General features: G+C 62.6%; 18 protein-coding genes. 9 read left to right on the top strand and 9 right to left on the bottom strand.

The annotated features are described in order from the left end of the window. Positions 1–6 precede the first annotated feature (6 nt). Positions 7–1,209 (bottom strand): CmpA/NrtA family ABC transporter substrate-binding protein, encoded by a 1,203-nt coding sequence (locus tag C2H86_RS19980; protein ID WP_159409476.1) that lies wholly within the window; start codon positions 1,207–1,209, stop codon positions 7–9. A 127-nt stretch (positions 1,210–1,336) separates the two neighbouring features. Between C2H86_RS19980 and C2H86_RS19985 the strand changes: the two genes are divergently transcribed. After that, the gene (locus C2H86_RS19985) at positions 1,337–2,362 is read left to right on the top strand and encodes a quinone-dependent dihydroorotate dehydrogenase (RefSeq protein WP_159409477.1); all 1,026 of its coding nucleotides are present in this window, start codon (positions 1,337–1,339) and stop codon (positions 2,360–2,362) included. Between the two features lie 96 nt (positions 2,363–2,458). Here C2H86_RS19985 and rmf read toward each other — a convergent pair whose 3' ends face one another. Then, positions 2,459–2,674: a ribosome modulation factor gene (gene rmf / locus C2H86_RS19990; RefSeq protein ID WP_079227119.1), complete on the bottom strand. Its 216-nt coding sequence runs from the start codon at positions 2,672–2,674 to the stop codon at positions 2,459–2,461. A 563-nt stretch (positions 2,675–3,237) separates the two neighbouring features. On the opposite strand from rmf, the gene rlmKL reads away from it, so the two are divergent. Further along, on the top strand, positions 3,238–5,430 hold the full coding sequence (rlmKL, locus tag C2H86_RS19995) for a bifunctional 23S rRNA (guanine(2069)-N(7))-methyltransferase RlmK/23S rRNA (guanine(2445)-N(2))-methyltransferase RlmL (RefSeq protein ID WP_159409478.1): 2,193 nt from the start codon (positions 3,238–3,240) through the stop codon (positions 5,428–5,430). A 94-nt stretch (positions 5,431–5,524) separates the two neighbouring features. Next, positions 5,525–7,918, top strand: a complete 2,394-nt coding sequence (locus C2H86_RS20000; RefSeq protein WP_159409479.1) for a sensor domain-containing diguanylate cyclase — start codon at positions 5,525–5,527, stop codon at positions 7,916–7,918. A 107-nt stretch (positions 7,919–8,025) separates the two neighbouring features. Here C2H86_RS20000 and dacB read toward each other — a convergent pair whose 3' ends face one another. After that, a complete protein-coding gene (dacB, locus tag C2H86_RS20005; RefSeq protein ID WP_159409480.1) occupies positions 8,026–9,489 on the bottom strand; it encodes a D-alanyl-D-alanine carboxypeptidase/D-alanyl-D-alanine endopeptidase in 1,464 nt (487 codons plus the stop codon). Positions 9,490–9,676: 187 nt separating this feature from the next. Between dacB and C2H86_RS20010 the strand changes: the two genes are divergently transcribed. Next, entirely contained in the window at positions 9,677–10,021 is a 345-nt protein-coding gene (locus C2H86_RS20010; RefSeq protein ID WP_159409481.1) for a YggL family protein, read from the top strand. A gap of 38 nt (positions 10,022–10,059) precedes the next feature. Here C2H86_RS20010 and C2H86_RS20015 read toward each other — a convergent pair whose 3' ends face one another. From C2H86_RS20015 to C2H86_RS20040, 6 genes are all read right to left on the bottom strand, one after another. Continuing rightward, the gene (locus tag C2H86_RS20015) at positions 10,060–13,659 is read right to left on the bottom strand and encodes a transporter substrate-binding domain-containing protein (RefSeq protein WP_159409482.1); all 3,600 of its coding nucleotides are present in this window, start codon (positions 13,657–13,659) and stop codon (positions 10,060–10,062) included. Between the two features lie 8 nt (positions 13,660–13,667). Further along, positions 13,668–14,288 (bottom strand): response regulator transcription factor, encoded by a 621-nt coding sequence (locus C2H86_RS20020; RefSeq protein ID WP_159409483.1) that lies wholly within the window; start codon positions 14,286–14,288, stop codon positions 13,668–13,670. 279 nt (positions 14,289–14,567) lie between these two features. Next, entirely contained in the window at positions 14,568–15,899 is a 1,332-nt protein-coding gene (locus C2H86_RS20025; RefSeq protein ID WP_159409484.1) for a deoxyguanosinetriphosphate triphosphohydrolase, read from the bottom strand. A 103-nt stretch (positions 15,900–16,002) separates the two neighbouring features. Continuing rightward, entirely contained in the window at positions 16,003–16,332 is a 330-nt protein-coding gene (locus tag C2H86_RS20030) for a hypothetical protein (protein WP_159409485.1), read from the bottom strand. Continuing rightward, a complete protein-coding gene (locus C2H86_RS20035) occupies positions 16,329–16,703 on the bottom strand; it encodes a phage holin family protein (RefSeq protein WP_152955821.1) in 375 nt (124 codons plus the stop codon). Before C2H86_RS20035 ends, C2H86_RS20030 begins: the two co-directional genes overlap by 4 nt. Positions 16,704–16,712: 9 nt before the next feature. Further along, positions 16,713–17,027 (bottom strand): DUF883 family protein, encoded by a 315-nt coding sequence (locus C2H86_RS20040; RefSeq protein WP_060508089.1) that lies wholly within the window; start codon positions 17,025–17,027, stop codon positions 16,713–16,715. A 322-nt stretch (positions 17,028–17,349) separates the two neighbouring features. Here C2H86_RS20040 and C2H86_RS20045 point away from each other — a divergent pair, with 322 nt between their 5' ends. The 5 genes from C2H86_RS20045 (at position 17,350) to C2H86_RS20065 (ending at position 20,727) form a co-directional block, all read left to right on the top strand. Further along, the gene (locus C2H86_RS20045) at positions 17,350–18,558 is read left to right on the top strand and encodes an ammonium transporter (protein ID WP_159409486.1); all 1,209 of its coding nucleotides are present in this window, start codon (positions 17,350–17,352) and stop codon (positions 18,556–18,558) included. A gap of 76 nt (positions 18,559–18,634) precedes the next feature. After that, the gene (locus C2H86_RS20050) at positions 18,635–18,874 is read left to right on the top strand and encodes a glutaredoxin family protein (RefSeq protein WP_159409487.1); all 240 of its coding nucleotides are present in this window, start codon (positions 18,635–18,637) and stop codon (positions 18,872–18,874) included. A gap of 106 nt (positions 18,875–18,980) precedes the next feature. Next, positions 18,981–19,412, top strand: coding sequence for a D-Ala-D-Ala carboxypeptidase family metallohydrolase (locus C2H86_RS20055; RefSeq protein WP_159409488.1), 432 nt, complete (start codon positions 18,981–18,983; stop codon positions 19,410–19,412). A 71-nt stretch (positions 19,413–19,483) separates the two neighbouring features. Next, positions 19,484–19,792 (top strand): hypothetical protein, encoded by a 309-nt coding sequence (locus tag C2H86_RS20060; RefSeq protein ID WP_060508085.1) that lies wholly within the window; start codon positions 19,484–19,486, stop codon positions 19,790–19,792. 50 nt (positions 19,793–19,842) lie between these two features. Continuing rightward, on the top strand, positions 19,843–20,727 hold the full coding sequence (locus C2H86_RS20065; protein ID WP_159409489.1) for a pseudouridine synthase: 885 nt from the start codon (positions 19,843–19,845) through the stop codon (positions 20,725–20,727). Positions 20,728–20,768 lie beyond the last annotated feature (41 nt).

Consider the following 20,768-nt stretch of genomic DNA (forward strand, 5'->3'; position numbering starts at 1 on the left):
TGGCCCTCACAGACCGACTCGGGCATCGGGCGCATGGCCCAGGGCGTGCAGGCGGAAGCTGCGGGCGTAGGCATACGGATCGGTGCCGTCCCAGCGCGTGCCGTCGATCAGCAGGCTGCTGCGCATGGCTGACTCGGGGCAGGGCACGCCGAGTGCGTCAGCGGCCTCGCGGTACAGCGCCAGTTGCTGCACCTGGCGAGCAACGCCGAGGTAGTCGGGATCGTCACGCAGCAGGCCCCAGCGGCGGAACTGGGTCATGAACCACATGCCGTCCGACAGGTAAGGCAGGTTGACACGGCCATGGTCGAACAGGCGCAAGGCGTGCCGGTCGCGCCAGGCGTTACCCAGGCCGTCCTGATAGTCGCCCAGCAGGCGCGGCTCGACGTTTTCGATCGGTGTGTCGAGGTAGGCGCTACCACTGAGCAGTTGCGCGGTGCTGCGCAGGTTCTCCTGGCTCTGTTCGATGAACCGGCTGGCAGCAAGTACTGCCTTGACCAGTGCGCGTGCGCTATTGGGGTTGTGCTCGACGAAGGTGCGGGTGCAGGCCAGTACCTTCTCCGGGTGGTCGGGCCAGATCGACTGGCTGGTGGCCAGGGTGAAGCCCTGGCCCTGGCTGACGGCGGCAGCGGCCCAAGGCTCACCGACGCAGAAACCGTCGATGCGCCCGGCCTGGATATGCGCCGCCATCTGTGCCGGTGGCACCACCACGCTGGTAACGTCGTGCAACGGGTGGATGCCCTGGCTGGCCAACCAGTAATACAGCCACATGGCGTGGGTGCCGGTGGGGAAGGTCTGGGCGAAAGTCAGCCGTGCGCCATGCTGGTGCACCTGTTGCGCCAGTGCCTCAGGGCTGGTCACGCCCTTGCGCTGCAGGGCCGGCGACAGGTTGATGGCCTGGGCATTCTGGTTCAGCCCCATAAGCACTGCCAGGTCGCTGGCCGGTACACCACCGATGCCCAGGTGTACGGCGTAGACCAGGCCGTAGAGGCAATGGGCGGCGTCCAGCTCGCCGCTGGCCAGCTTGTCGCGCAGGCCGGCCCAGGAGCCCTGGCGTTTGAGGTTGAGGGTCAGGCCGTGTTGCTGGGCGAAGCCCTGGGTGGCGGCGACCACCACCGAGGCGCAATCGGTCAGGGCCATGTAGCCGATGTTGAGGCTGGGTTTTTCCGGTGCGTCGCTGCCGTTTACCCAGGCTAGAGGTGCTGTATTCACGAAGGTCCTCGGTCGAACTGAACAGGCTGTAGGCAAGGGAAGTAGCAACCCATGTGCCAAGCCCCTGTCATGCCGGGCGCGCGCTGGCTATAATCGCTGCCTCACTCACCCCGAGCCTTGCCCGCCCATGTATACCCTGGCCCGCCAGCTGCTGTTCAAGCTTTCCCCGGAAACCTCCCATGACCTGTCCCTGGACCTGATCGGCGCCGGTGGCCGGCTTGGGCTCAATGGCGTGTTGTGCAAGCAGCCGGCCGCGTTGCCGGTGACCGTGATGGGCTTGAACTTCGCCAACCCGGTGGGGCTGGCGGCGGGCCTGGACAAGAACGGCGCGGCCATCGACGGCTTTGCCCAGCTGGGCTTCGGCTTCGTCGAGATCGGCACCGTGACCCCGCGTCCGCAGCCGGGCAACCCCAAGCCACGGTTGTTCCGCCTGCCGCAGGCAACGGCGATCATCAACCGCATGGGCTTCAACAACCTGGGTGTCGATCACCTGCTCGAGCGCGTGCGTGCTTCGCGCTACGACGGTGTGTTGGGCATCAACATCGGCAAGAACTTCGATACCCCGGTCGAGCGTGCGGTCGACGATTACCTGATCTGCCTTAACAAGGTCTATCGCGAAGCCAGCTATATCACCGTCAACGTCAGCTCGCCGAACACCCCGGGCCTGCGCAGCCTGCAGTTCGGCGACTCGCTCAGGCAGCTGCTCGATGCCCTGGCCGAACGCCGTGAGCAGTTGGCCGCCGAACAGGGCAAGCGTGTGCCGCTGGCGATCAAGATCGCGCCGGACATGAGCGACGAGGAAACCGCGCTGGTGGCCTCGGCGCTGATGGAGTCGGGAATGGACGCGGTGATTGCCACCAACACCACCTTGGGCCGCGAGGGTGTCGAAGGGCTGGAGCATGGTGGCGAGGCCGGCGGCCTGTCGGGCGCGCCAGTGCTGGAGAAGAGCACCCATATCGTCAAGGTGCTGGCGGGCGAGCTGGGTGGCAAGCTGCCGATCATCGCCGCCGGTGGCATTACCGAAGGCCGTCATGCGGCAGAGAAGATCGCCGCAGGGGCGAGCCTGGTGCAGATCTACTCGGGCTTCATCTACAAGGGGCCGTCACTGATTCGCGAAGCGGTGGATGCGATCGCGGCAATGCCCAAGGCCTGAAGGCGGGCATAAAAAAGGGCCCCGTCAAGGGGCCCCTGGGCCGAAGCCCGCCGCCCGGATAGGGCGCGCATGGTAACTCGAATTCAGTGTCCTCGTTCAGCCAACGGCGTGATTTTCGTTGAGTCTATGGATGCCAGCGGTGCCAGTCATTCCGTCCCAGTTATCACCGCGACCTTCGCGCCAGCCGTTGATCCAGGCTTGGCGAACTGAAGGAAGAGTAAAGGGGCAAAGTTCGCGGGATTTGCCGGTGACCCCGTATTGGTAGCCACGTGAATATGCTCTTTCCAACGGATCACGCTTAAGTCTTCTCATAGGGTGTTGCCCTCACTTGTTGACTGTAATGTCCCGTCGGCCTCTCCGAGGCCGGGCAGAGTCTTTCTGCCGGTTTTGCGCTCGCTGCCGGCGTGGCGAGCTGAAAGTGCCGCCTCGTTGCGAAGTGGCCTGAGACCAGTTCTATCGAATGCAGGTCACCGTGTGAATGATCGATTTGTCATAAGCACGTAACCTTTCCAAGGGTGAGGGGATAAGTAAATAAATGCGACTCAACCTTGTTTGACGTTGAGCCCGCTGTGATCAGGGTTTGCTGAACCTTGACGTCATTTCGCCAGCGTTGCGGCAGGATGACAGAAATATTCGGTAATGCGACGAAGGGTCACACCGGTCCCGGAGTCGACGGAAATTATTGGTACTGCCTGATGATCTAAGCTGTTTTTGCCACCTGGCGAACAGCGGATCGATCAGGCGGCCCGGCCCCTCGGCTGCGCTGATGCAGCGGGGAAGGCCACTCGGACGCTTGCTGGAAGGGCGTTCGGGCAAACATCGGCCAGGCGATGCGTCGCCTCGTCACTTACATAGCCCAAGGCGCTGGAATACTCATGTCGGACCGTTTCGAACTCTATCTCACCTGCCCCAAAGGCCTGGAAGGCCTGCTTGCCGAAGAGGCCCGAGGCCTCGGCCTCGATGATGTGCGTGAGCACACCTCGGCCATTCGCGGCGCCGCCGACATGGAAACCGCCTATCGCCTGTGCCTCTGGTCGCGCCTGGCCAACCGCGTGTTGCTGGTGCTCAAGCGCTTCCCGATGAAGAACGCCGACGATCTCTACGATGGCGTGCATGCCGTCGACTGGGCTGACCACCTGGCGGCCGACGGTACCCTGGCAGTGGAATTCAGCGGCCATGGCTCGGGCATCGACAACACCCATTTCGGTGCGCTGAAGGTCAAGGACGCGATCGTCGACAAGCTGCGCAACCGTGAGGGCCTGCGCCCGTCGGTGGAAAAGGTCGACCCGGATGTGCGCGTGCACCTGCGCCTGGACCGTGGCGAGGCGATCCTGTCGCTCGACCTGTCCGGCCACAGCCTGCACCAGCGTGGTTACCGCCTGCAGCAAGGCGCCGCGCCGCTGAAGGAAAACCTCGCGGCTGCGGTGCTGATCCGTGCCGGCTGGCCACGCATTGCCGCCGAAGGCGGCGCCCTGGCCGACCCGATGTGCGGTGTCGGTACCTTCCTGGTGGAGGCGGCGATGATCGCCGCCGATATCGCGCCCAACCTCAAGCGTGAACGCTGGGGCTTCAGTGCCTGGCTCGGCCATGTGCCGGCGACCTGGCGCAAGGTCCACGAAGAAGGCCTGGCCCGCGCGCAAGCCGGCCTGGCCAAGCCGCCACTGTGGATTCGCGGTTATGAAGCCGACCCGCGGCTGATCCAGCCGGGGCGCAACAACGTCGAGCGTGCAGGCCTTGGCGACTGGGTGAAGATCTACCAGGGCGAAGTCAGCACCTTCGAGCCACGCCCGGACCAGAACCAGAAAGGCCTGGTCATCAGCAACCCACCGTACGGCGAGCGCCTGGGCGACGAGGCCAGCCTGTTGTACCTCTACCAGAACTTTGGCGAACGCCTGCGCCAGGCCTGCATGGGCTGGGAGGCGGCGGTGTTCACCGGCGCACCGGAGCTGGGCAAGCGCATGGGCCTGCGCAGCCACAAGCAATATGCCTTCTGGAACGGTGCGTTGCCATGCAGGCTGCTGCTGTTCAAGGTCCAGCCTGATCAGTTCGTTACCGGCGAGCGCCGCGAGGCCCAGACTGACAATGGCGAGGTCCGCCGCCCTGCGGCGGTTGCCAGCGAGCCGGCACGCCTGTCGGAAGGCGCACAGATGTTCGCCAACCGCCTGCAGAAGAACCTCAAGCAGCTCGGCAAGTGGGCCCGTCGTGAGCAGGTCGACTGCTACCGCCTGTATGATGCCGACATGCCTGAGTATGCCTTGGCAGTCGACCTCTACCAGGATTGGGTGCACGTGCAGGAATACGCAGCCCCCCGCTCGATCGACCCGGACAAGGCCCAGGCACGCCTGCTCGATGCCCTGGCGGCGATCCCCCAGGCACTGAACATCGACCCACAGCGTGTGGTGCTCAAGCGTCGCGAGCGCCAGAGCGGCACTCGCCAGTACGAGCGCCAGGCTACCGAAGGTCGCTTCCAGGAAGTGAACGAGGGCGGCGTCAAGCTGTTGGTCAACCTCACCGACTACCTCGACACCGGGCTGTTCCTCGACCACCGCCCGATGCGCATGCGCATCCAGCGCGAGGCCAACGGCAAGCGCTTCCTCAACCTGTTCTGCTACACCGCCACGGCCACCGTGCACGCGGCCAAGGGCGGTGCACGCAGCACCACCAGCGTCGACCTGTCGAAAACCTATCTGGACTGGGCGCGGCGCAACCTGTCGCTGAACGGTTTCTCCGAGCGTAACCGCCTGGAGCAGGGCGATGTCATGGCCTGGCTGGAAGCCAACCGCGACAGCTATGACCTGATCTTCATCGACCCGCCGACCTTCTCCAACTCCAAACGCATGGAAGGGGTGTTCGACGTCCAGCGCGACCATGTGCAACTGCTCGACCTGGCCATGGCTCGCCTGGCACCGGGTGGCGTGCTGTATTTCTCCAACAACTTCCGCAAGTTCCAGCTCGACGAGCATGTGAGCACGCGCTATGCGGTGGAAGAAATCAGCGCCCAGACCCTGGACCCGGACTTCGCCCGCAACAACCGCATTCACCGCGCCTGGCGCCTGCAATTGCGTTAATTCGACGAGGCGCATTGCGTGCCTAATGGCCAATAGCTATAACTCAGCACAGGGCCAGAGAATTCGCAGGACGCTGACGTGATGAGATCGATCTATGTCGAAGTGGGGCGTGCGTGCGAAGGTGCTGGGCCTGTGCCGAGAGGCGATGGCTGGCTGGGCGGTGGCGCTGGTGGCGTTGGTCGCCGGCGTCCTGCTGTCGGTTGGCTTGGCGCTGGCCACCCAGGCCTTCTACAAACAACAGTTGCGCCAGCGCTTCGAGCTGCTGGCCAGCGAGCGCCATAGCCGCATTGCAGAGCGTTTCGACGACCAGGAACAACGCCTGGATGGCTTGCGGCGCTTCTTCACCTACTCCAACGAAATCACCCCGCGTGAGTTCGATGGCTACGCCCGGCCTTTACTGCAGCGGACCCTGGCCTATTCCTGGGCACCACGGGTCGAGGCCGGGCAACGGCGCGAGTTCGAGCGCCAGGCGAGCATCTGGTTAGGGCAGGATTACCTGATCCGCGAGGTGGATAGCGCAGGTCACTGGCACCCCTCACCACGGCGCGACCATTACTACCCGGTGCTCTACACCCAGGCCGACCATTTGCAGGGGCAACCCTACGGGCTCGACCTGCGCAGCCAGCCGGCCCGTGAGCAGACCTTGGCGCGGGCCCTGCAGCCAGGCAGCATGGCGGTTTCCGAGCCGCTGGACATGCTCAACGTCGCCCCTGACTTTACCCGTGGGCTGCTGATGGTAGCCCCGGTGTTCTCCGATGCACGGCCTGATGACCCGCCAGCGGGTTATGTCATGGCCTTGCTGAACATGCGCCAGTTGGTCACCGAAGGCCTGCCGGTCGCGGCGAATGACAACCTGGTGGTCCGTATCATCGACCCGAGCGGGCGCGATGGCCATGAAGTGCTGTTCGATTCGCAGAACCAGGTGGCGGCACTGGCCATGGTCAGCACGCAGTTGCTGCACTTGGCCGATCACCATTTCCAGCTCGACATTCGCCCGAGCCAGGCATTCATGCAGGCCAACCAGTCCGGCGCGGTCTTGGCCGTGGGGCTGCTCGGCGGTTTGCTGAGCCTGTTGCTGAGCGCATTGCTCTACAGCCTGTTCAGCCAGCGCCAGCGGGCCTTGACCCTGGTCGAGCAACGCACGGCCCAGCTGCGGGTCAGCGAACAATCGTTGCGCGATACCCACAACCAGTTGCGCAGCGTGCTGGATGCCGCAACCCAGGTGGCCATCATCGCGACCAGCCTCAAGGGTGAGGTCAGCACCTTCAACGCCGGTGCTGAACGCATGCTGGGCTATTCGGCCGGTGAAGCCGTCGGGCACCTGCAGCTGGAAGACCTGGTGATGCCTGAAGAGCTCAGCCAGCGCGCCCATGCCTTGAGCCTGCGCTATGGGCGGCATATTGCCGGAGGCCAGGCGATGTTCGCCGAGACCATTCAGGACAGTGGTGGGGAACCCGGCGAATGGACTTTGCTGCGCAAGGATGGCAGCCACTTGCTGGCCAACATGCTGGTGACCGCCGTGCTCGACGAGCAGGGGCTGTGGGTCGGCTACCTGGCGATCTGCATCGATGTCACCGAGCGGCGCCGTGTGCACGAGGCGTTGGCCCTGCGTGATCGCTTGCTGGAGAAACTCAGCGCGGAAGTACCTGGCGGGATCTATCAATATCAGCTGGATGCAGATGGTCACTCGTGCTTCCCCTATGCCAGCCAAGGGCTGTTCGACATCTACGAGGTCGATCTGCAGTTGCTGCGCGAGGATGCCACGGCGGTATTCGAACGCATTCACCCCGATGACCTGGAGCGCGTGCGCCGTTCGGTGCGCTACTCCGCAGAACACCTTTCACCGTGGCGCGAAGAGTACCGGGTGTGCCTACCGCGTGGCGGATTGCGCTGGGTGCGCGGCGAAGCGACGCCGGAGCCCGGCGAGAATGGTTGCACGCTGTGGCATGGCTACCTCACCGATATCTCCGACCTCAAGGGGGTCGAGGAAGAATTGCGTGCACTGTCGGTGACCGACGCGCTGACCGGTATTCACAACCGCCGCTATTTCCAGGAGCGGCTCAAGGTTGAACTGGACCGCGCCCAGCGAGATGAGCTGGACCTGGCCGTGATCATGCTCGACATCGATCATTTCAAGCGGATCAACGATCAATACGGCCATGCGGTGGGTGACCATGTGCTACGCAGCTTGTGCCAACGGATTGGTCAGCGCTTGCGCCGCACCGATGTGTTCTGTCGCTTGGGTGGGGAGGAGTTCATGGTGCTGTGCCCGGGCAGCGATGCCGAACAGGCACGGATGCTGGCCACGGAGCTGTGGCACGGCGTGCGCAGTGTGCCGGTCGAAGGGGTGGGCAAGGTGACTGCGAGCTTTGGCGTGGCCGGGTGGCGGCAGGGGGAGGGGGCTGATGCCTTGCTGTTGCGGGCGGACGCAGGGGTGTATGCGGCCAAGCAGGCAGGTAGAGACAGGGTTGAAGCAGAGTTGACCTGATGCCTGCACCGGCCTCTTCGCGGGACAAGCCCGCTCCTACAGGATTTGCGCAGTACTTGTAGGAGCGGGCTTGTCCCGCGAAGAGGCCGGTGCAGGTTATCTCAGGATCATTGGGTGGCAGCAGTCGCGCTGTTGTTCAGCTTCGGCTGGCGATACAGGTCCAGCAGCACCTGGTCGAGCACCTGCGAGGCACCCCACGGCTTCGGATCGTTAAGGATCGCTGCCACCGCCCAGGTATTGCCATTGCTGTCACGGCTAAAGCCTGCAATTGCCCGCACGGTGTTCAGGGTACCGGTCTTGATGTGCCCTTCACCGGTCAAGGCGGTGCGCTTGAGGCGTTTGCGCATGGTGCCGTCCATACCCACCAGCGGCATCGAGCTGATGAACTCGGCCGAGTAAGGGCTGTTCCAGGCCGCCTGCAGCAGCGCGGCCATCTCGCGGGTGCTGACGCGCTCGGCACGTGACAGCCCGGAGCCGTTTTCCATCACCAGATGCGGCGCGGTGATGCCCTTCTTCGCCAGCCACTGGCGCACCACGCGCTGGGCAGCACGGGCGTCGTCGCCATCGGCGTCGGTACGGAACTGCGCACCCAGGCTCAGGAACAGCTGCTGGGCCATGGTGTTGTTGCTGTACTTGTTGATGTCGCGGATCACTTCCACCAGGTCGGGCGAGAAGGCCCGGGCCAGCAGGCGTGCGCTCTTTGGCACGTTCTCGACGCGGTCTCGGCCCTGGATGCTGCCACCCAGCTCGTTCCAGATTGCCCTCACGGCGCCGGCAGCGTAGGTCGGGTGGTCAAGCAGCGACAGGTAGGTCTGCGAGTTGCAGCCATCGCCCAGCTGGCCGGTAACGGTCACGCTGATGCCATCGGGTTGCGGCACCGGGTTGTAGCGCACGTCGCCGCTGCACTGCTTGGAGGCCACGGCCTTGACCTGGTTGTCGATGCGGATGCTGGCGATCGGTGGCTCGACTGCGACGGTGACCTTGCCGCCATCGTTGCGGGTCACGAAGCGCAGGGCCTTGAGGTTGATCATCAGCGAGTCAGGTTTGACCAGGAACGGCTTGTTGACGTCGCCACCGTCATCGTCGAACTGCGGCAGGTTGGGTTGCACGAAGTGGCTGCGGTCCAGCACCAGGTCACCGGTAACGGTGCGTACGCCATTGGCGCGCAGGTCACGCATCAATAGCCAGAGCTTTTCCATGTTCAGCTTGGGGTCGCCGCCGCCCTTTAGGTACAGGTTGCCATTGAGCACACCATTGCTCAGGGTGCCATCGGTGTAGAACTCGGTTTTCCACTGGAAGGTCGGGCCGAGCAGTTCAAGGGCGGCGTAGGTGGTGACCAGCTTCATGGTCGAAGCCGGATTGACCGATACATCGGCGTTGAACACGGTGGCCGAGCCTGGGCCGTTCAGCGGCAGCATGACCAGCGACAGTGCACTGTCCTGCAGCTTGTTGGCCTTGAGCGCCTGCTGGACTTTCGGCGGCAGGGAGGTGTTGACGGCAGCTGCCTGGCTGGGCAATGCAAGCGGCAGCAGCAGGCCGGCGAGAACGAGGGGGCGGAGCTTTTTGATCATATGGATTAAATACCCTGCGGACGAGGGAAAAAGACAATGGGGCTGTAAGAGATGATCACCCCAGCATGAAATATAGAGCGCATTATGCCCCAAGCGCAGCGTTCATGCGCCACGTTCGACGGAAAAGCGCCTTTGTAGCGTGGAAACTGGTAAAGTGCCGCGCGTTAATACTCAAGAGGATTGTTTCATGGCTACCAACCGTTCCCGTCGTCTGCGCAAGAAGCTGTGCGTTGATGAATTCCAGGAGCTGGGTTTCGAATTGAACCTGGGTTTCAAGGAAGACCTGTCCGACGAAGCCATCGATGCCTTCCTCGACGCTTTCCTGGCAGAAGCCATGGATGCCAACGGCCTGGACTACGTCGGCGGCGATGACTTCGGTCTGGTTTGCCTGGCCAACCGTGGTTCGGTCAGCGAAGAGCAGCGTGCCGCTGTCGAAGCCTGGCTCAAAGGCCGCAGCGAACTGACCAACATCGAAGTCAGCCCGCTGCTGGACGCCTGGTATCCGGAAAAGCCGATCAACCCGGCTTCCTGATACATGCCTGAGCGGCGCCCTGCACGGGCGTCGCTCAGTCAAGCCCTGGTCAGTTCCCTGGCCAGCGCTTTCTCCACTCGGCGCATATGCCGAGCCAGTACCTGCCGCTGCAGTTTGATGCAGGCTGCAGACGAACGTTCTTCCTCCAGGGCCGTGCAGGCCTTCATCATGCCCTTGGCTTCCAGCAGCCGTGCCGCGCTGAGGATCTTGTGCGCCTGCTCGCGAATTTCGGCGGCCTGATGGTGGGGGTCAAAATCCATGAGTATTGTCAGGTCTTCCTTCAGGCTTGTGTGCACGGCGGTGAGAAAGCGGGTACGGCTGCTGGTGTTGTTGCCGACGATGCCGGCCAGGCCCGCCAGGTTGAACAGTGGAGCAATGGCTTGCCGTCGCTGGGGCGTAATCTTGGCCAGGCGTTGGCTGAGGGTGCGCAGGCTGATGGGCTTGAGCAGGCAATCGTCCATGCCGGCGCTGAGGCACTTTTGCCTGACTTCGGGTTGCGCGTTTGCTGTGTAGCCCAGGATGACGCAACGCGGGCGTCCCCTCTGGCGTTCCTCGCTGCGAACCGCAGTGGCTAGCTGGTAGCCGTTCATGTGTGGCATGTTGCAATCGAGTACCAGTGCGTCGAATGGTGCTTCCCGCCATTTCTCCAGGCCTTCGCGGCCATTGCTGGCGCTGGCATGGCTGAGCCCCAGATAGCTCAGTTGTTGCGCCATCAATAGCAGGTTGGCAGGGTGATCATCGATGACCAGCACTGTGAGGCCGGGGGCGGGAGCTTCGACCTCTTCGATTTCAAAAACGGGGGACGCCGGGGCGTCGACGCGTTCCAGCGGCATCAACAGGCGAACCTGTGTGCCCAAGCCCGGAAGGCTCTTGATGCTCAGGTTGCCACCCATCATCTCGCACAGGCTGTGGCAGATTGCAAGGCCCAGCCCAGTGCCTGCACGCGCCCCCTGGCTGTGTGGGTTGGCCTGGACGAACGGGTTGAACAGCCGCAGCAGGTCATCGTCATGAATGCCGATGCCGCTGTCACGTACTTCGAGCTCCAGCGTTGGCGGTGAGTCTGGGCCTTCTTCGCGCAAGTCGAGTGTGACGTGGATTTGCCCTTGCTCGGTGAACTTGATGGCATTGCTGACAAGGTTGGACAAGACCTGCTTGAAGCGCAGCGGGTCGAGCAACCCGTGGCAGCGGGCATTGGGGCTGATGCTGATGTCCAGAGCAAGGCCTTTCTGCCGGGCCTGGCCATCGAATACGCGGCCTACCGACTCGACCAGTACTGCGGGATCGACCGCCTCTGGACTGAGGGACAGGTGGCCTGACTCGATACGCACGATATCCAGGATATCGCCGATCAGGCCCAGCAGGTCCCTGGCGGAGTGATGGGCGACTTCCAGCGAGGTGGGGTCCGCCTGCCCCTGCAGGGCGCGCCTCAATGCCAGTTCGAGCATGCCGATGACCGCGCTCATCGGTGTGCGGATCTCGTGGCTGATGGTGGCAAGGAAGGTGCTCTTCGCGCGATTGGCGTCGTCGGCCAGGCGTTTGGCTTCGCGCAGCTCTTGAACCAGTTTGCGACGCTCGCTGATGTCGATCCAGCCGCCGATGATCCCTTGCACTTCGCCCAGCGAATCACGATAGGGCAGGATCCAGTGGTAGATGGTGATTTCCCGATCCCGTAAGCGCAGGGGGCGGTCGATGATCAGCGGCACGCCGGCAGACATCACCTGTTGATAGTCGGCCTGGATCTGGCGGGTGTTCTCGGCGCCCGCGAACAGGCTCTCATCCAGGCGCTTGCCAATCACGTCTTCAAGGCCGGACTGGACGGCTTCGAGGTAGCTGGCGTTGCAACTTTGCAGGTGGCCTTCCCGGTCGCGCACGTACATGGGATGCGGAGTACCGTTGAGTAGAGCACCCATGAACTCCAGCTGATCGTTCAACGCGCGTTCAGCGCGCTGGCGCTGTTTGATCTGCCCACGCAGGCGGGCGTTCCAGATCAGTGCCAGCAACAACAACACGCCAGTGCCCAGCAGTACTTTCAGGATCAGGCGTCGCACGGTTGACCAGCTTGCATCTTCATGCAAGTCGTAGCCACGCCAACGGTTGTTTATGACCCCCAGCTCTTCCGGTGAAATGCTTAGCAGGGCCTTGTCGAGGATCGAGGCAAGCGGCATGTCTTGATCGCTGGTGGCCATGGAAAAGAGGGCTGGCTCGCTACCCACCGTGCTGCGAATGATCAGGTTGGTATTGCTGGCCAAGGCGTGGTTGGCATCGATCAAGGGGGTGATCACGGCGTCGACGGCGCCACTGTTGAGCAGCGCCACGGAGTAAAAGGGGCTTTCGGTCTCGATCCAGCCAATCTGTGGGAAGCGGGTTGTCAGCAAATCGTCCAGGTTGCTGTAACGGGAAATGGCAACCCGGTGCCCGTTCAGTTTTTCCAGTGAGTCGTACTGCTCACCCTGGGCGCGGGTGACCAGCACATGTGGGCTCTCGAGGTACGGCCGGCTCAGGTGCAGGTGTTTGTCGGTAGTGCCGTCGCTGGCCAGGGCGGCGATCATGTCCACGCGCCCGTTCTCCAGCCTGGCGAGCATATCGGCGATACCATTGGCCCGCTGTACCTCAAAGCGCAGTCCGGTACGCAGGCGTATCAGGTCAAGCAGGTCAGCGGTAATCCCGCGAAAATGGCCATTGCCATCGAAGTAGGACAGAGGTGATGCCGTTTCGTCGATGGCGACCTGCATGACCGGATGGCTGAGCAGCCATTGCTCCTCCTCGGGGGACAACTGAAGCTGGCGATCGCTTAGCAGCAGCTCGCTGCCAGCACTCCAGCGCTTGAGAATACTGGTGCGTACGGCGCTGGGCTGGCGGTCGAGGGTTGCATTGACCAACTCCTTGAGCTGCTTATCCTCGGAGCGCATGGCAAAACTGAAACCGAAGTTCTCGTGCTGGCCGAAGCTGGCCATGCGCAGGCGTGGCAGGTGCCCACGATTGAGCTGATAGTGAGTCGAAATGGTATCGCCGATGAATACGTCGGCCTGGCCAAAAGCCACGGCATTGAGGGCCTGGGTGGAGGAGCCGAAAACCAGGACTTCGGCCTTGGGGTAGGCGGCATGGACTGCCTCCAGGGGCAAGTAGTGGTAGAGCATGCCCAGGCGCATGCCATTCAGGCTGCCACTGAGGGCGGGCGGTTCATCTTCCCGCGTGACCAGCACGGGTTGGTCAACCGCATAAGGGTGTGAAAGCGTCAGTCCTTCGGTTGCCGCTTCGTAACCATTGGCGCTGCCGAGCAGGTCGATGTCTCCACGTTTGAGGGCCTGCAGCGCCGCCTGCCTGTGAGGGTAGCGCATGACCTGGATCGGCAGCTTCAGCGTTTTGCTGATCAGGCTGGCATATTCGGCGGTGAGACCTTGGTAGATCTGCCCACCACTGGTGATGTCAAAAGGTGGATAGTCGGGCGCCGAGGTGCCCAGGATCAGGGCTTGCCGGCCCTGCAGCCATTGCTGTTGCTGCTCCGTCAGTTGCGGGTTCATCGGCATCGTCGAAGAACGGGCCAGCAGGGTATAGGGCACGACTTCATGGGATGAGGCCTCTGCCAGGTGGCAGGCCAGCGTCAGGACAAGCCCAAGGCAGGCAATCAATTGCACCATTGACGACCTCAGACCAGTGCGTTGCGTTTGGCCATTTCGATCAGATCGACCAACGAGTCGGCCTGCAGTTTCTGCATGAGTCGCTTCTTGTAGGTGCTAACGGTCTTGTTGCTGAGAAACATCCCTTTGGCGATCTCCTGGTTGCTGCGGCCTTGGGCGAAAAGTTGCAAGACCATAAGTTCTCGGTCGTTAACGAGTCGGAAAAGTCGCAAATCAGGGTCTGCTGTTTCGTGATTGCTGTGGATGGCCTGGCTGGGGAAATAATTGTATCCGTCCAGTACGGCCTTGATGGCACTGAGCAGTTCGCTCAGGTCTTCCTGCTTGCATACATAACCTGCCGCCCCCGAGTGCATGCAGCGCACGGCGAACAGCGCCGGAGACTGTGCGGTGAGAATCAGGACTTTCAGCGGCAGGGCCATGGCCTGGAAGCGTGAAAGGACCTCAAGGCCGTCGAGCTTGGGGATGCTGATGTCCAGAATGACCAGCTCAGGTTGGGTTTCACGAATCTTCTGCATGGCTTCCACGCCGTTGTCCGATTCGCCCACTACCTTGTAGTTCTGGTTTTCGAGCAGCATGCGGACAGCAAGGCGGATGACAGGATGGTCATCGACAATAAATACAGTATTCATGTTCAGATTTCCTGCGGCGGATGACGGAGGCAGGGGGCACCTTACCCCAGTTGCAAGTCGGCAGGGGGACGCAGTAGGAGGATTAGCTATATATGGGAAACGGCTTACAGCTTAGTTCAATTTTGGCTACGAAGTGTAAGGGGATGATTCGCTGCCTTAAGTGTTTTGCTAACTTTTCATTAGCCTGTTTAGTTGGTGTTTAATGATCAGGTGTTGATTGTAGGAAGTTTCTGGCGGCAGGTGTCGCTCGGTACTGCGCCGGGCGACGCTGCCGTGGCTTCAGGTCGGGCTTGAGCGCCCAGTCATTTCCCGAGCCATCTCGCTGGCATAGCTGTCGGTCATGCCAGCGATGAAATCGATCATGCGCAGGAAAGCCTTGTGCAGCGAGTCTTGCGGTGTGGGCGCGTTGTTACCGATCAGATCGAGCACGCGGCGGCTCTTGAACGAAGGGGTGCGCCCGCCATGCTGTTCCAGGGCGGCACCACAGAATGTGTTGAGGAGGATTTCCAGCGTGGTATAGGCGCCAATCTCATGCAGCGTCTTGCGTTTGTCCTGGAAAATCTTGTTGCGCGCCATGTCCTTGGCCTGCAGCACGCAGCGCTTGGCCGGGCCGTGCATGTGCTCGACCAGGTCACCGCTCAGGTGCCCGCCCAGCAGTGCCTGCTGCTGCTCGACGAAGGCGCGGGCAGCGGCATTGGTCAGGTGCTCGATCGCTTTGCCACGCAGTATTGCCAGTTTGCGTCGCCGTGAGTCGGCAGGGCCAAGCTGGCGATAGGTTTCCGGCAAATCGTCACCGACCAGGTCGAGCAACAGCGCCTCGACTTCGGCATAGTCCAGCAGTTCCATCTCTACGCCGTCTTCCAGGTCGATCAGGGCGTAGCAGATGTCATCGGCCGCCTCCATCAGGTAGACCAGCGGATGGCGCGCCCAGCGCTGTTCTTCGAGCAGCGGCAGGCCGAGCTTGCGGGCGATCTGTTCGAGTAGTGGCAGCTCGCTCTGGTAACAGCCGAACTTGTGTTTCTTGTACCCGAGGGCATCGGCATGCCGGGCGGTCCAGGGGTATTTGAGGTAGGTGCCAAGGGTCGCGTAGGTCAGCCGGGTGCCACCATCGAACTGGTGGTACTCGAGCTGGGTGAGTACGCGAAAGCCTTGGGCGTTGCCTTCGAAGTTGAGGAAGTCGGCGCGCTCGTCGTCGCTCATGTCGTCCAGCCAGCCACGCCCGGCGGCCTGCTGGAACCAGTGGCGAATGGCGTCTTCGCCGGAGTGGCCGAATGGTGGGTTGCCAATGTCGTGAGCCAGGCAGGCCGACTGCACGATCATGCCCAGGTCGCTGGGCTCACACCACTCTGGCAGGCTGGCGCGCAGCGTTTCGCCGACGCGCATGCCCAGCGAACGGCCAACGCAGCTAACCTCCAGTGAATGGGTCAGGCGCGTATGGATATGGTCGTTGCTTGAAACGGGATGGACCTGGGTCTTGCGCCCGAGGCGGCGAAATGCCCCTGAGAAGATGATCCGGTCATGGTCTTTGTGGAAAGGGCTGCGGCCGAGTTCTTCGGCGCTGTAGAGGGCTTTGCCGAGGCGTTCGCGGGTGAGCAGGGTGTGCCAGTCCAAGGCGCGGTCTCCTGTCGATCGAAGGGTATAGCTTCCGGTGTCGTGAGCAGGCGTGCAAGGGGTAGATCGGGACCGGCCCTGTGGGATCAGGGCCGGTAGACGTTCAACGGCGACGGTTGCCCTGCAGGTAGAGGCGCACCAGCGGCAGCAGGCTGGTCCCCAAGCGGACCAGGCGGCTCAGGTTACCGCTGCGTACCCCTTTGCCGGTCAGAAAGCCCAGCGCCACGACGGCACCGATGCCCCACAACGGCGCATGCTTGATACCCAACCCGTCATGCAGCGAGCTGCCCATGCCGCGCAGGCGCTGCAAGGGTTGCAGCAACTGCCCGGACTCATGGCGAATCTCCTGGCGGTGCATTTCCATGCGCAGGCGCAGCAGCGCCTTGCGCAGTTCCCGTGGGTTACGGGTGTTCGGTAATTCAGGCAGGCTCATGGCAACAGGCGCTCCCGGTCCTTGGCCAGTTCGTCGAGGGTCGCACCAAAGGGGGACGACTCATCGAATACGGCGGCTTTCAGGCGCAGGCCGCAATACAGCGCCGCAGCCCCATAGAAGACGCACAGGCCAATGATGCCGGCCAGGCGATAGCTGTCCCACAGCAGCACCAGCAGCAAGCCCGACAGTGCGGTCAGCAGCAGCAACGCGAACACCAGGGCCAGCCCGGCGAACAATAGCAGGCTCAGGGTGCGTGCTTTCTGCTCCTGGAGTTCGATACCGAACAGTTCGATGTGGCTGTGCAGCAGCCCCAGCAGCGCCGCGCCCAGGCGTTTGCCCGAGGCGCTGGTGCCAATGCTGTCATTCTCCATGGGAACTCCTCAGCGCCGATTGGCCAGCAGGCCGATCAACAGGCCGACACCTGCGGCAATCCCGATGGCCTGCCAGGGGTTTTCCTGGACGTACTGTTCGGCGCTGCCGAGGGCTGCCTGGCCGCGCTCACGCACCGAGTCCTGGGTCAGTTGCAGGGTTTCGCGGGCCTGGGTCAGGCGGTCGTGGATCTGCTCGCGCAGCTCGTCGGCCTGGTCGCCCGCCAGGTTGGCGGTGTCGGCCAGCAGTTTCTCGGTATCACGGACCAAGGCCTGAAAGTCAGCCATCAATATCTCTTGTGCAGTCTTTGCCGATTTGCTGGCCATGGGGCTCTCCCTAAGTAGGTGTGCAAGTGTTGTAGGGCATTCGAGTGACCGGGCGCGTGGAAGGTTCACTAGCGGTGCTGGTATGGGCCTTGCTAATGAGTTTTGCCACAACGCGGGGCGTAGCACAGGGCGGTGCGCCGAACCAGGGCGTCGAGCCCTGGCAGATACCGATAAACCTTAACCCAATCCACGACAAACCCAAGAAAAAACCACGCAGGCTGCGCCCGGTTCGGCAAAGCAGGGCAAAAGCTGGCACCGATTCGGTGCAGGGATGCAGGTTCTTGAACTGTCCTGGTGCCTTTTCAGCAGGTCTGCCACTTTCATGGAAAACATGCACAGCGCAATGGACTCCCTCGTCCATGGCTCCAACACCCTGTTCATCCTCATGGGCGCCATTCTGGTGCTCGCCATGCACGCCGGCTTCGCGTTTCTCGAAGTGGGCACCGTGCGCCACAAGAACCAGGTCAATGCGCTGTCAAAGATCCTCAGTGATTTCGCCATCTCCGCGCTGGTGTATTTCTTCATTGGCTACTGGATCGCCTATGGCGTGAATTTCCTGCAGCCAGCGTCGCAACTGGCAGCCGATCACGGCTATGCGCTGGTCAAATGCTTCTTCCTGCTGACCTTCGCCGCCGCGATTCCCGCGATCATCTCGGGGGGGATCGCCGAACGTGCGCGGTTCGCGCCGCAGTTGTGCGCCACGGCGTTGATCGTGGCGTTCATCTACCCGTTCTTCGAGGGTGTGGTGTGGAATGGTAATCTGGGTGTGCAGGCCTGGCTGCAGGCCCGTTTCGGTGCGCCGTTCCATGACTTTGCCGGCTCGGTGGTGGTGCATGCCATGGGCGGCTGGCTGGCGCTGGCGGCGGTGCTGTTGCTGGGCGCGCGGCGCGGGCGCTATCGCGACGGCCGCCTGGTGGCCTTCGCACCGTCGAGCATTCCGTTCCTGGCGTTGGGCTCGTGGATCCTGATCATCGGCTGGTTCGGCTTCAACGTGATGAGTGCCCAGACCTTGCAGGGCGTCAGCGGCCTGGTGGCGATCAACTCGTTGATGGCCATGGTCGGCGGCACCCTGGCGGCCTTGCTGGCCGGGCGCAACGACCCGGGCTTCCTGCACAACGGGCCGCTGGCGGGTCTGGTGGCGATCTGTGCCGGCTCTGACCTCATGCACCCGATCGGTGCGCTGGCCACCGGCCTGGTGGCAGGGGTGCTGTTCGTCTGGAGTTTCACGGCTGCACAGAACCGCTGGAAGATCGACGATGTGCTCGGTGTCTGGCCGCTGCACGGCTTGTGCGGCCTGTGGGGAGGGATCGCCTGCGGTGTGTTTGGCCAGGCGGCACTGGGGGGTATGGGCGGGGTCAGCCTGATCAGTCAGCTATTGGGCAGCCTGGCGGGCGTCCTGGTAGCACTGATCGGTGGTTTTGCCGTGTATGGCCTGATTCGCCAACTGCATGGCCTGCGTTTGAGCCATGAGCAGGAGTTCCAGGGCGCAGACCTGTCGCTGCACCGGATCGGCGCCACCAGCCAGGATTGAGCAAGGTCAGGTGCAGAGGGGGCAGGACAGACTTAGAATAAGCTTCTTCCTACAGCCAAATTGGGTCTTGCCCACCATGCTGCCTGAATGCCAACTCTTCGGTACCGTCGGGTGCCACTTATGCGAAGTGGCCGAAGCCGTGCTGATGCCCTTTGTTGAACACGGCTTGCTGATCGAGTTGGTCGACATCGCCGATGACCAGGCGTTGTTCGAGCGGTACGGATTGATCATTCCGGTGTTGCGGCGCAGCGATACTTCGGCAGAGCTGCACTGGCCATTCGATGCCGAACAGGTAGTGGCCTTCCTCGCCCAGTAACGGGCAGCGGGAATGCTTGCCCTCGTGCATGGCCCGCAGGCAGCAATGAAGATGACGAACCGTTGATGGTCATCGGTCCTTTTGCATTTTCATCGAGAGCTCCGCCATGCTGATCACGCCACATTTCGCCCTGGAAGAACTGATTACTTCGCAAGTTGCCGCGAGAGAGGGGTTGGACAACACCCCTACGCCTGAGGTCCTGAGTAATCTGCGCCTGCTTTGCCAAGCGCTCGAGCAGGTCCGGGGGTTGTTCGGGTGCCCCGTCATCGTCAGCAGCGGCTACCGCAGCGTGGAGGTCAATGCGCGCGTCGGCGGGGTGCGAAGTAGCCAGCACGTGAAAGGCCTGGCTGCGGATTTCACGGTGATCGGCGTCGACAACCGGGAAGTGGTCAGGCAGGTAAGCAAGAGTGATGTGGCGTTCGACCAGCTGATCCTGGAATTCGACAGCTGGGTTCACCTGTCGGTGTCAACTGCCGCGCCGCGCCGCGAGGTGCTGACCATTCGCAAGGGTACGGGCTACCTGCCAGGCTTGCAGTAGCGTTCGAGCCGATTGACTCTGCGGTGTCGCTCTTCGTATGCTGTATATAAATACAGTATCGAGGTGAACCCATGCTCAACGTCGAGCAACTCAAGTACAGCGTCAACCGTATGCCGGTGGAGCGGGTGTGCGACGCCGTACTGGAATTGCGCCTCGAAGGCCTGGTCACCGACGACCGCACGCCATTCGGCAAGGTGCATTTCAACACGTGCTTTGCCGAGATCGAGGCCTTGTTCCAGCGTGCCGGTTACCACCGGGGGCTGGATGTCGTGGGTTACCAGGGCCTGGTCTACGCGCTCTATGATCCGGGGCGTTGGGAACCCGTGCAGGTACTTCGCTGGTTGAAGGCGTATAGCGAGGGGATGGTCGAGGCTGGTTGAGGCGCCGGGCTTGGGGGATAATGCTGGGCTTTGATTGCTCGAGCCCTGCCATGACCACGCCTTTCGACCCCGCCCACCAGCAAGCCAGTACGGTCTGCCTGCCGCCCGGCCACTGGGCGACGGTACTCGATTGCCTGTGCGACCATTTCAAGGCCATCGAGCGCGCGCAGTGGCTTGACCGCTTCGCCCGTGGCCGGGTGCTCGATGCCGAGGGCAGGGCGATTGCTGCCGACTTGCCCTACCGGCGCGGCATGCGCCTTCACTATTTTCGCGAGGTGCCCAACGAGCGGCCGATTCCGGTGCAGGAAACCATCCTGCATGTGGATGAGCACCTGGTGGTGGCCGACAAGCCGCATTTCCTGCCGGTAACGCCAACCGGTGAATACGTCGAGCAGACCCTGTTGCGCCGCCTGATCCGACGCCTGGGCAACCCGCACCTGGTGCCGTTGCATCGCATCGACCGGCACACCGCCGGGCTGGTGCTGTTCTCCGCCAATCCGCAGACGCGCAGCGCGTATCAACGGTTGTTCCCGGAGCGGCGGATCGATAAGCGCTATCAAGCCATCGCTGCCGCTTTGCCGCAGCATGCATTCCCCCTGGTGCGCAAGAGTCGCCTGGTGCATGGCGAGCCGTTCTTTCGCATGCACGAAGTGGCAGGGGAGGCCAACAGCGAGACCTTTGCCGAAGTGCTGGAGACGCATGGCGAGTTGTGGCGCTATGGACTGTCGCCGGTAACGGGCAAGACGCATCAGTTGCGTGTGCACATGGCGGCGTTGGGGGCGGGGATCTGCAATGACCCGTTCTACCCCGAGTTGCTCAAGGACGAAGACGACTATCAGCGGCCGTTGAAGCTGCTGGCGCAGAGCTTGCGATTTGCCGATCCGTTGACCGGCGAAGAGCGCTACTTCGAGAGCAGGCTGACACTGGACTGGTAAGGCGCCTGTTCGCGGTCACTGTAGGGGCGGCCTTGCGTCGC

The organism is Pseudomonas putida (genome assembly GCF_009883635.2).
Taxonomy (GTDB): domain Bacteria; phylum Pseudomonadota; class Gammaproteobacteria; order Pseudomonadales; family Pseudomonadaceae; genus Aquipseudomonas; species Aquipseudomonas putida_W.

Bases quoted from the DNA above. Each gene is read 5' to 3' on its own strand.
- C2H86_RS20035 (WP_152955821.1), bottom strand. From the start codon at position 16,703: ATGGAGAATGACAGCATTGGCACCAGCGCCTCGGGCAAACGCCTGGGC.
- C2H86_RS20060 (WP_060508085.1), top strand. From the start codon at position 19,484: ATGCTCAACGTCGAGCAACTCAAGTACAGCGTCAACCGTATGCCGGTG.
- C2H86_RS19985 (WP_159409477.1), top strand. From the start codon at position 1,337: ATGTATACCCTGGCCCGCCAGCTGCTGTTCAAGCTTTCCCCGGAAACC.
- C2H86_RS20015 (WP_159409482.1), bottom strand. From the start codon at position 13,659: ATGGTGCAATTGATTGCCTGCCTTGGGCTTGTCCTGACGCTGGCCTGC.
- rlmKL (WP_159409478.1), top strand. From the start codon at position 3,238: ATGTCGGACCGTTTCGAACTCTATCTCACCTGCCCCAAAGGCCTGGAA.
- C2H86_RS20065 (WP_159409489.1), top strand. From the start codon at position 19,843: ATGACCACGCCTTTCGACCCCGCCCACCAGCAAGCCAGTACGGTCTGC.
- dacB (WP_159409480.1), bottom strand. From the start codon at position 9,489: ATGATCAAAAAGCTCCGCCCCCTCGTTCTCGCCGGCCTGCTGCTGCCG.
- C2H86_RS20050 (WP_159409487.1), top strand. From the start codon at position 18,635: ATGCTGCCTGAATGCCAACTCTTCGGTACCGTCGGGTGCCACTTATGC.
- C2H86_RS20000 (WP_159409479.1), top strand. From the start codon at position 5,525: ATGTCGAAGTGGGGCGTGCGTGCGAAGGTGCTGGGCCTGTGCCGAGAG.
- C2H86_RS20020 (WP_159409483.1), bottom strand. From the start codon at position 14,288: ATGAATACTGTATTTATTGTCGATGACCATCCTGTCATCCGCCTTGCT.
- C2H86_RS20040 (WP_060508089.1), bottom strand. From the start codon at position 17,027: ATGGCCAGCAAATCGGCAAAGACTGCACAAGAGATATTGATGGCTGAC.
- rmf (WP_079227119.1), bottom strand. From the start codon at position 2,674: ATGAGAAGACTTAAGCGTGATCCGTTGGAAAGAGCATATTCACGTGGC.
- C2H86_RS20010 (WP_159409481.1), top strand. From the start codon at position 9,677: ATGGCTACCAACCGTTCCCGTCGTCTGCGCAAGAAGCTGTGCGTTGAT.
- C2H86_RS20055 (WP_159409488.1), top strand. From the start codon at position 18,981: ATGCTGATCACGCCACATTTCGCCCTGGAAGAACTGATTACTTCGCAA.
- C2H86_RS20045 (WP_159409486.1), top strand. From the start codon at position 17,350: ATGGAAAACATGCACAGCGCAATGGACTCCCTCGTCCATGGCTCCAAC.
- C2H86_RS20030 (WP_159409485.1), bottom strand. From the start codon at position 16,332: ATGAGCCTGCCTGAATTACCGAACACCCGTAACCCACGGGAACTGCGC.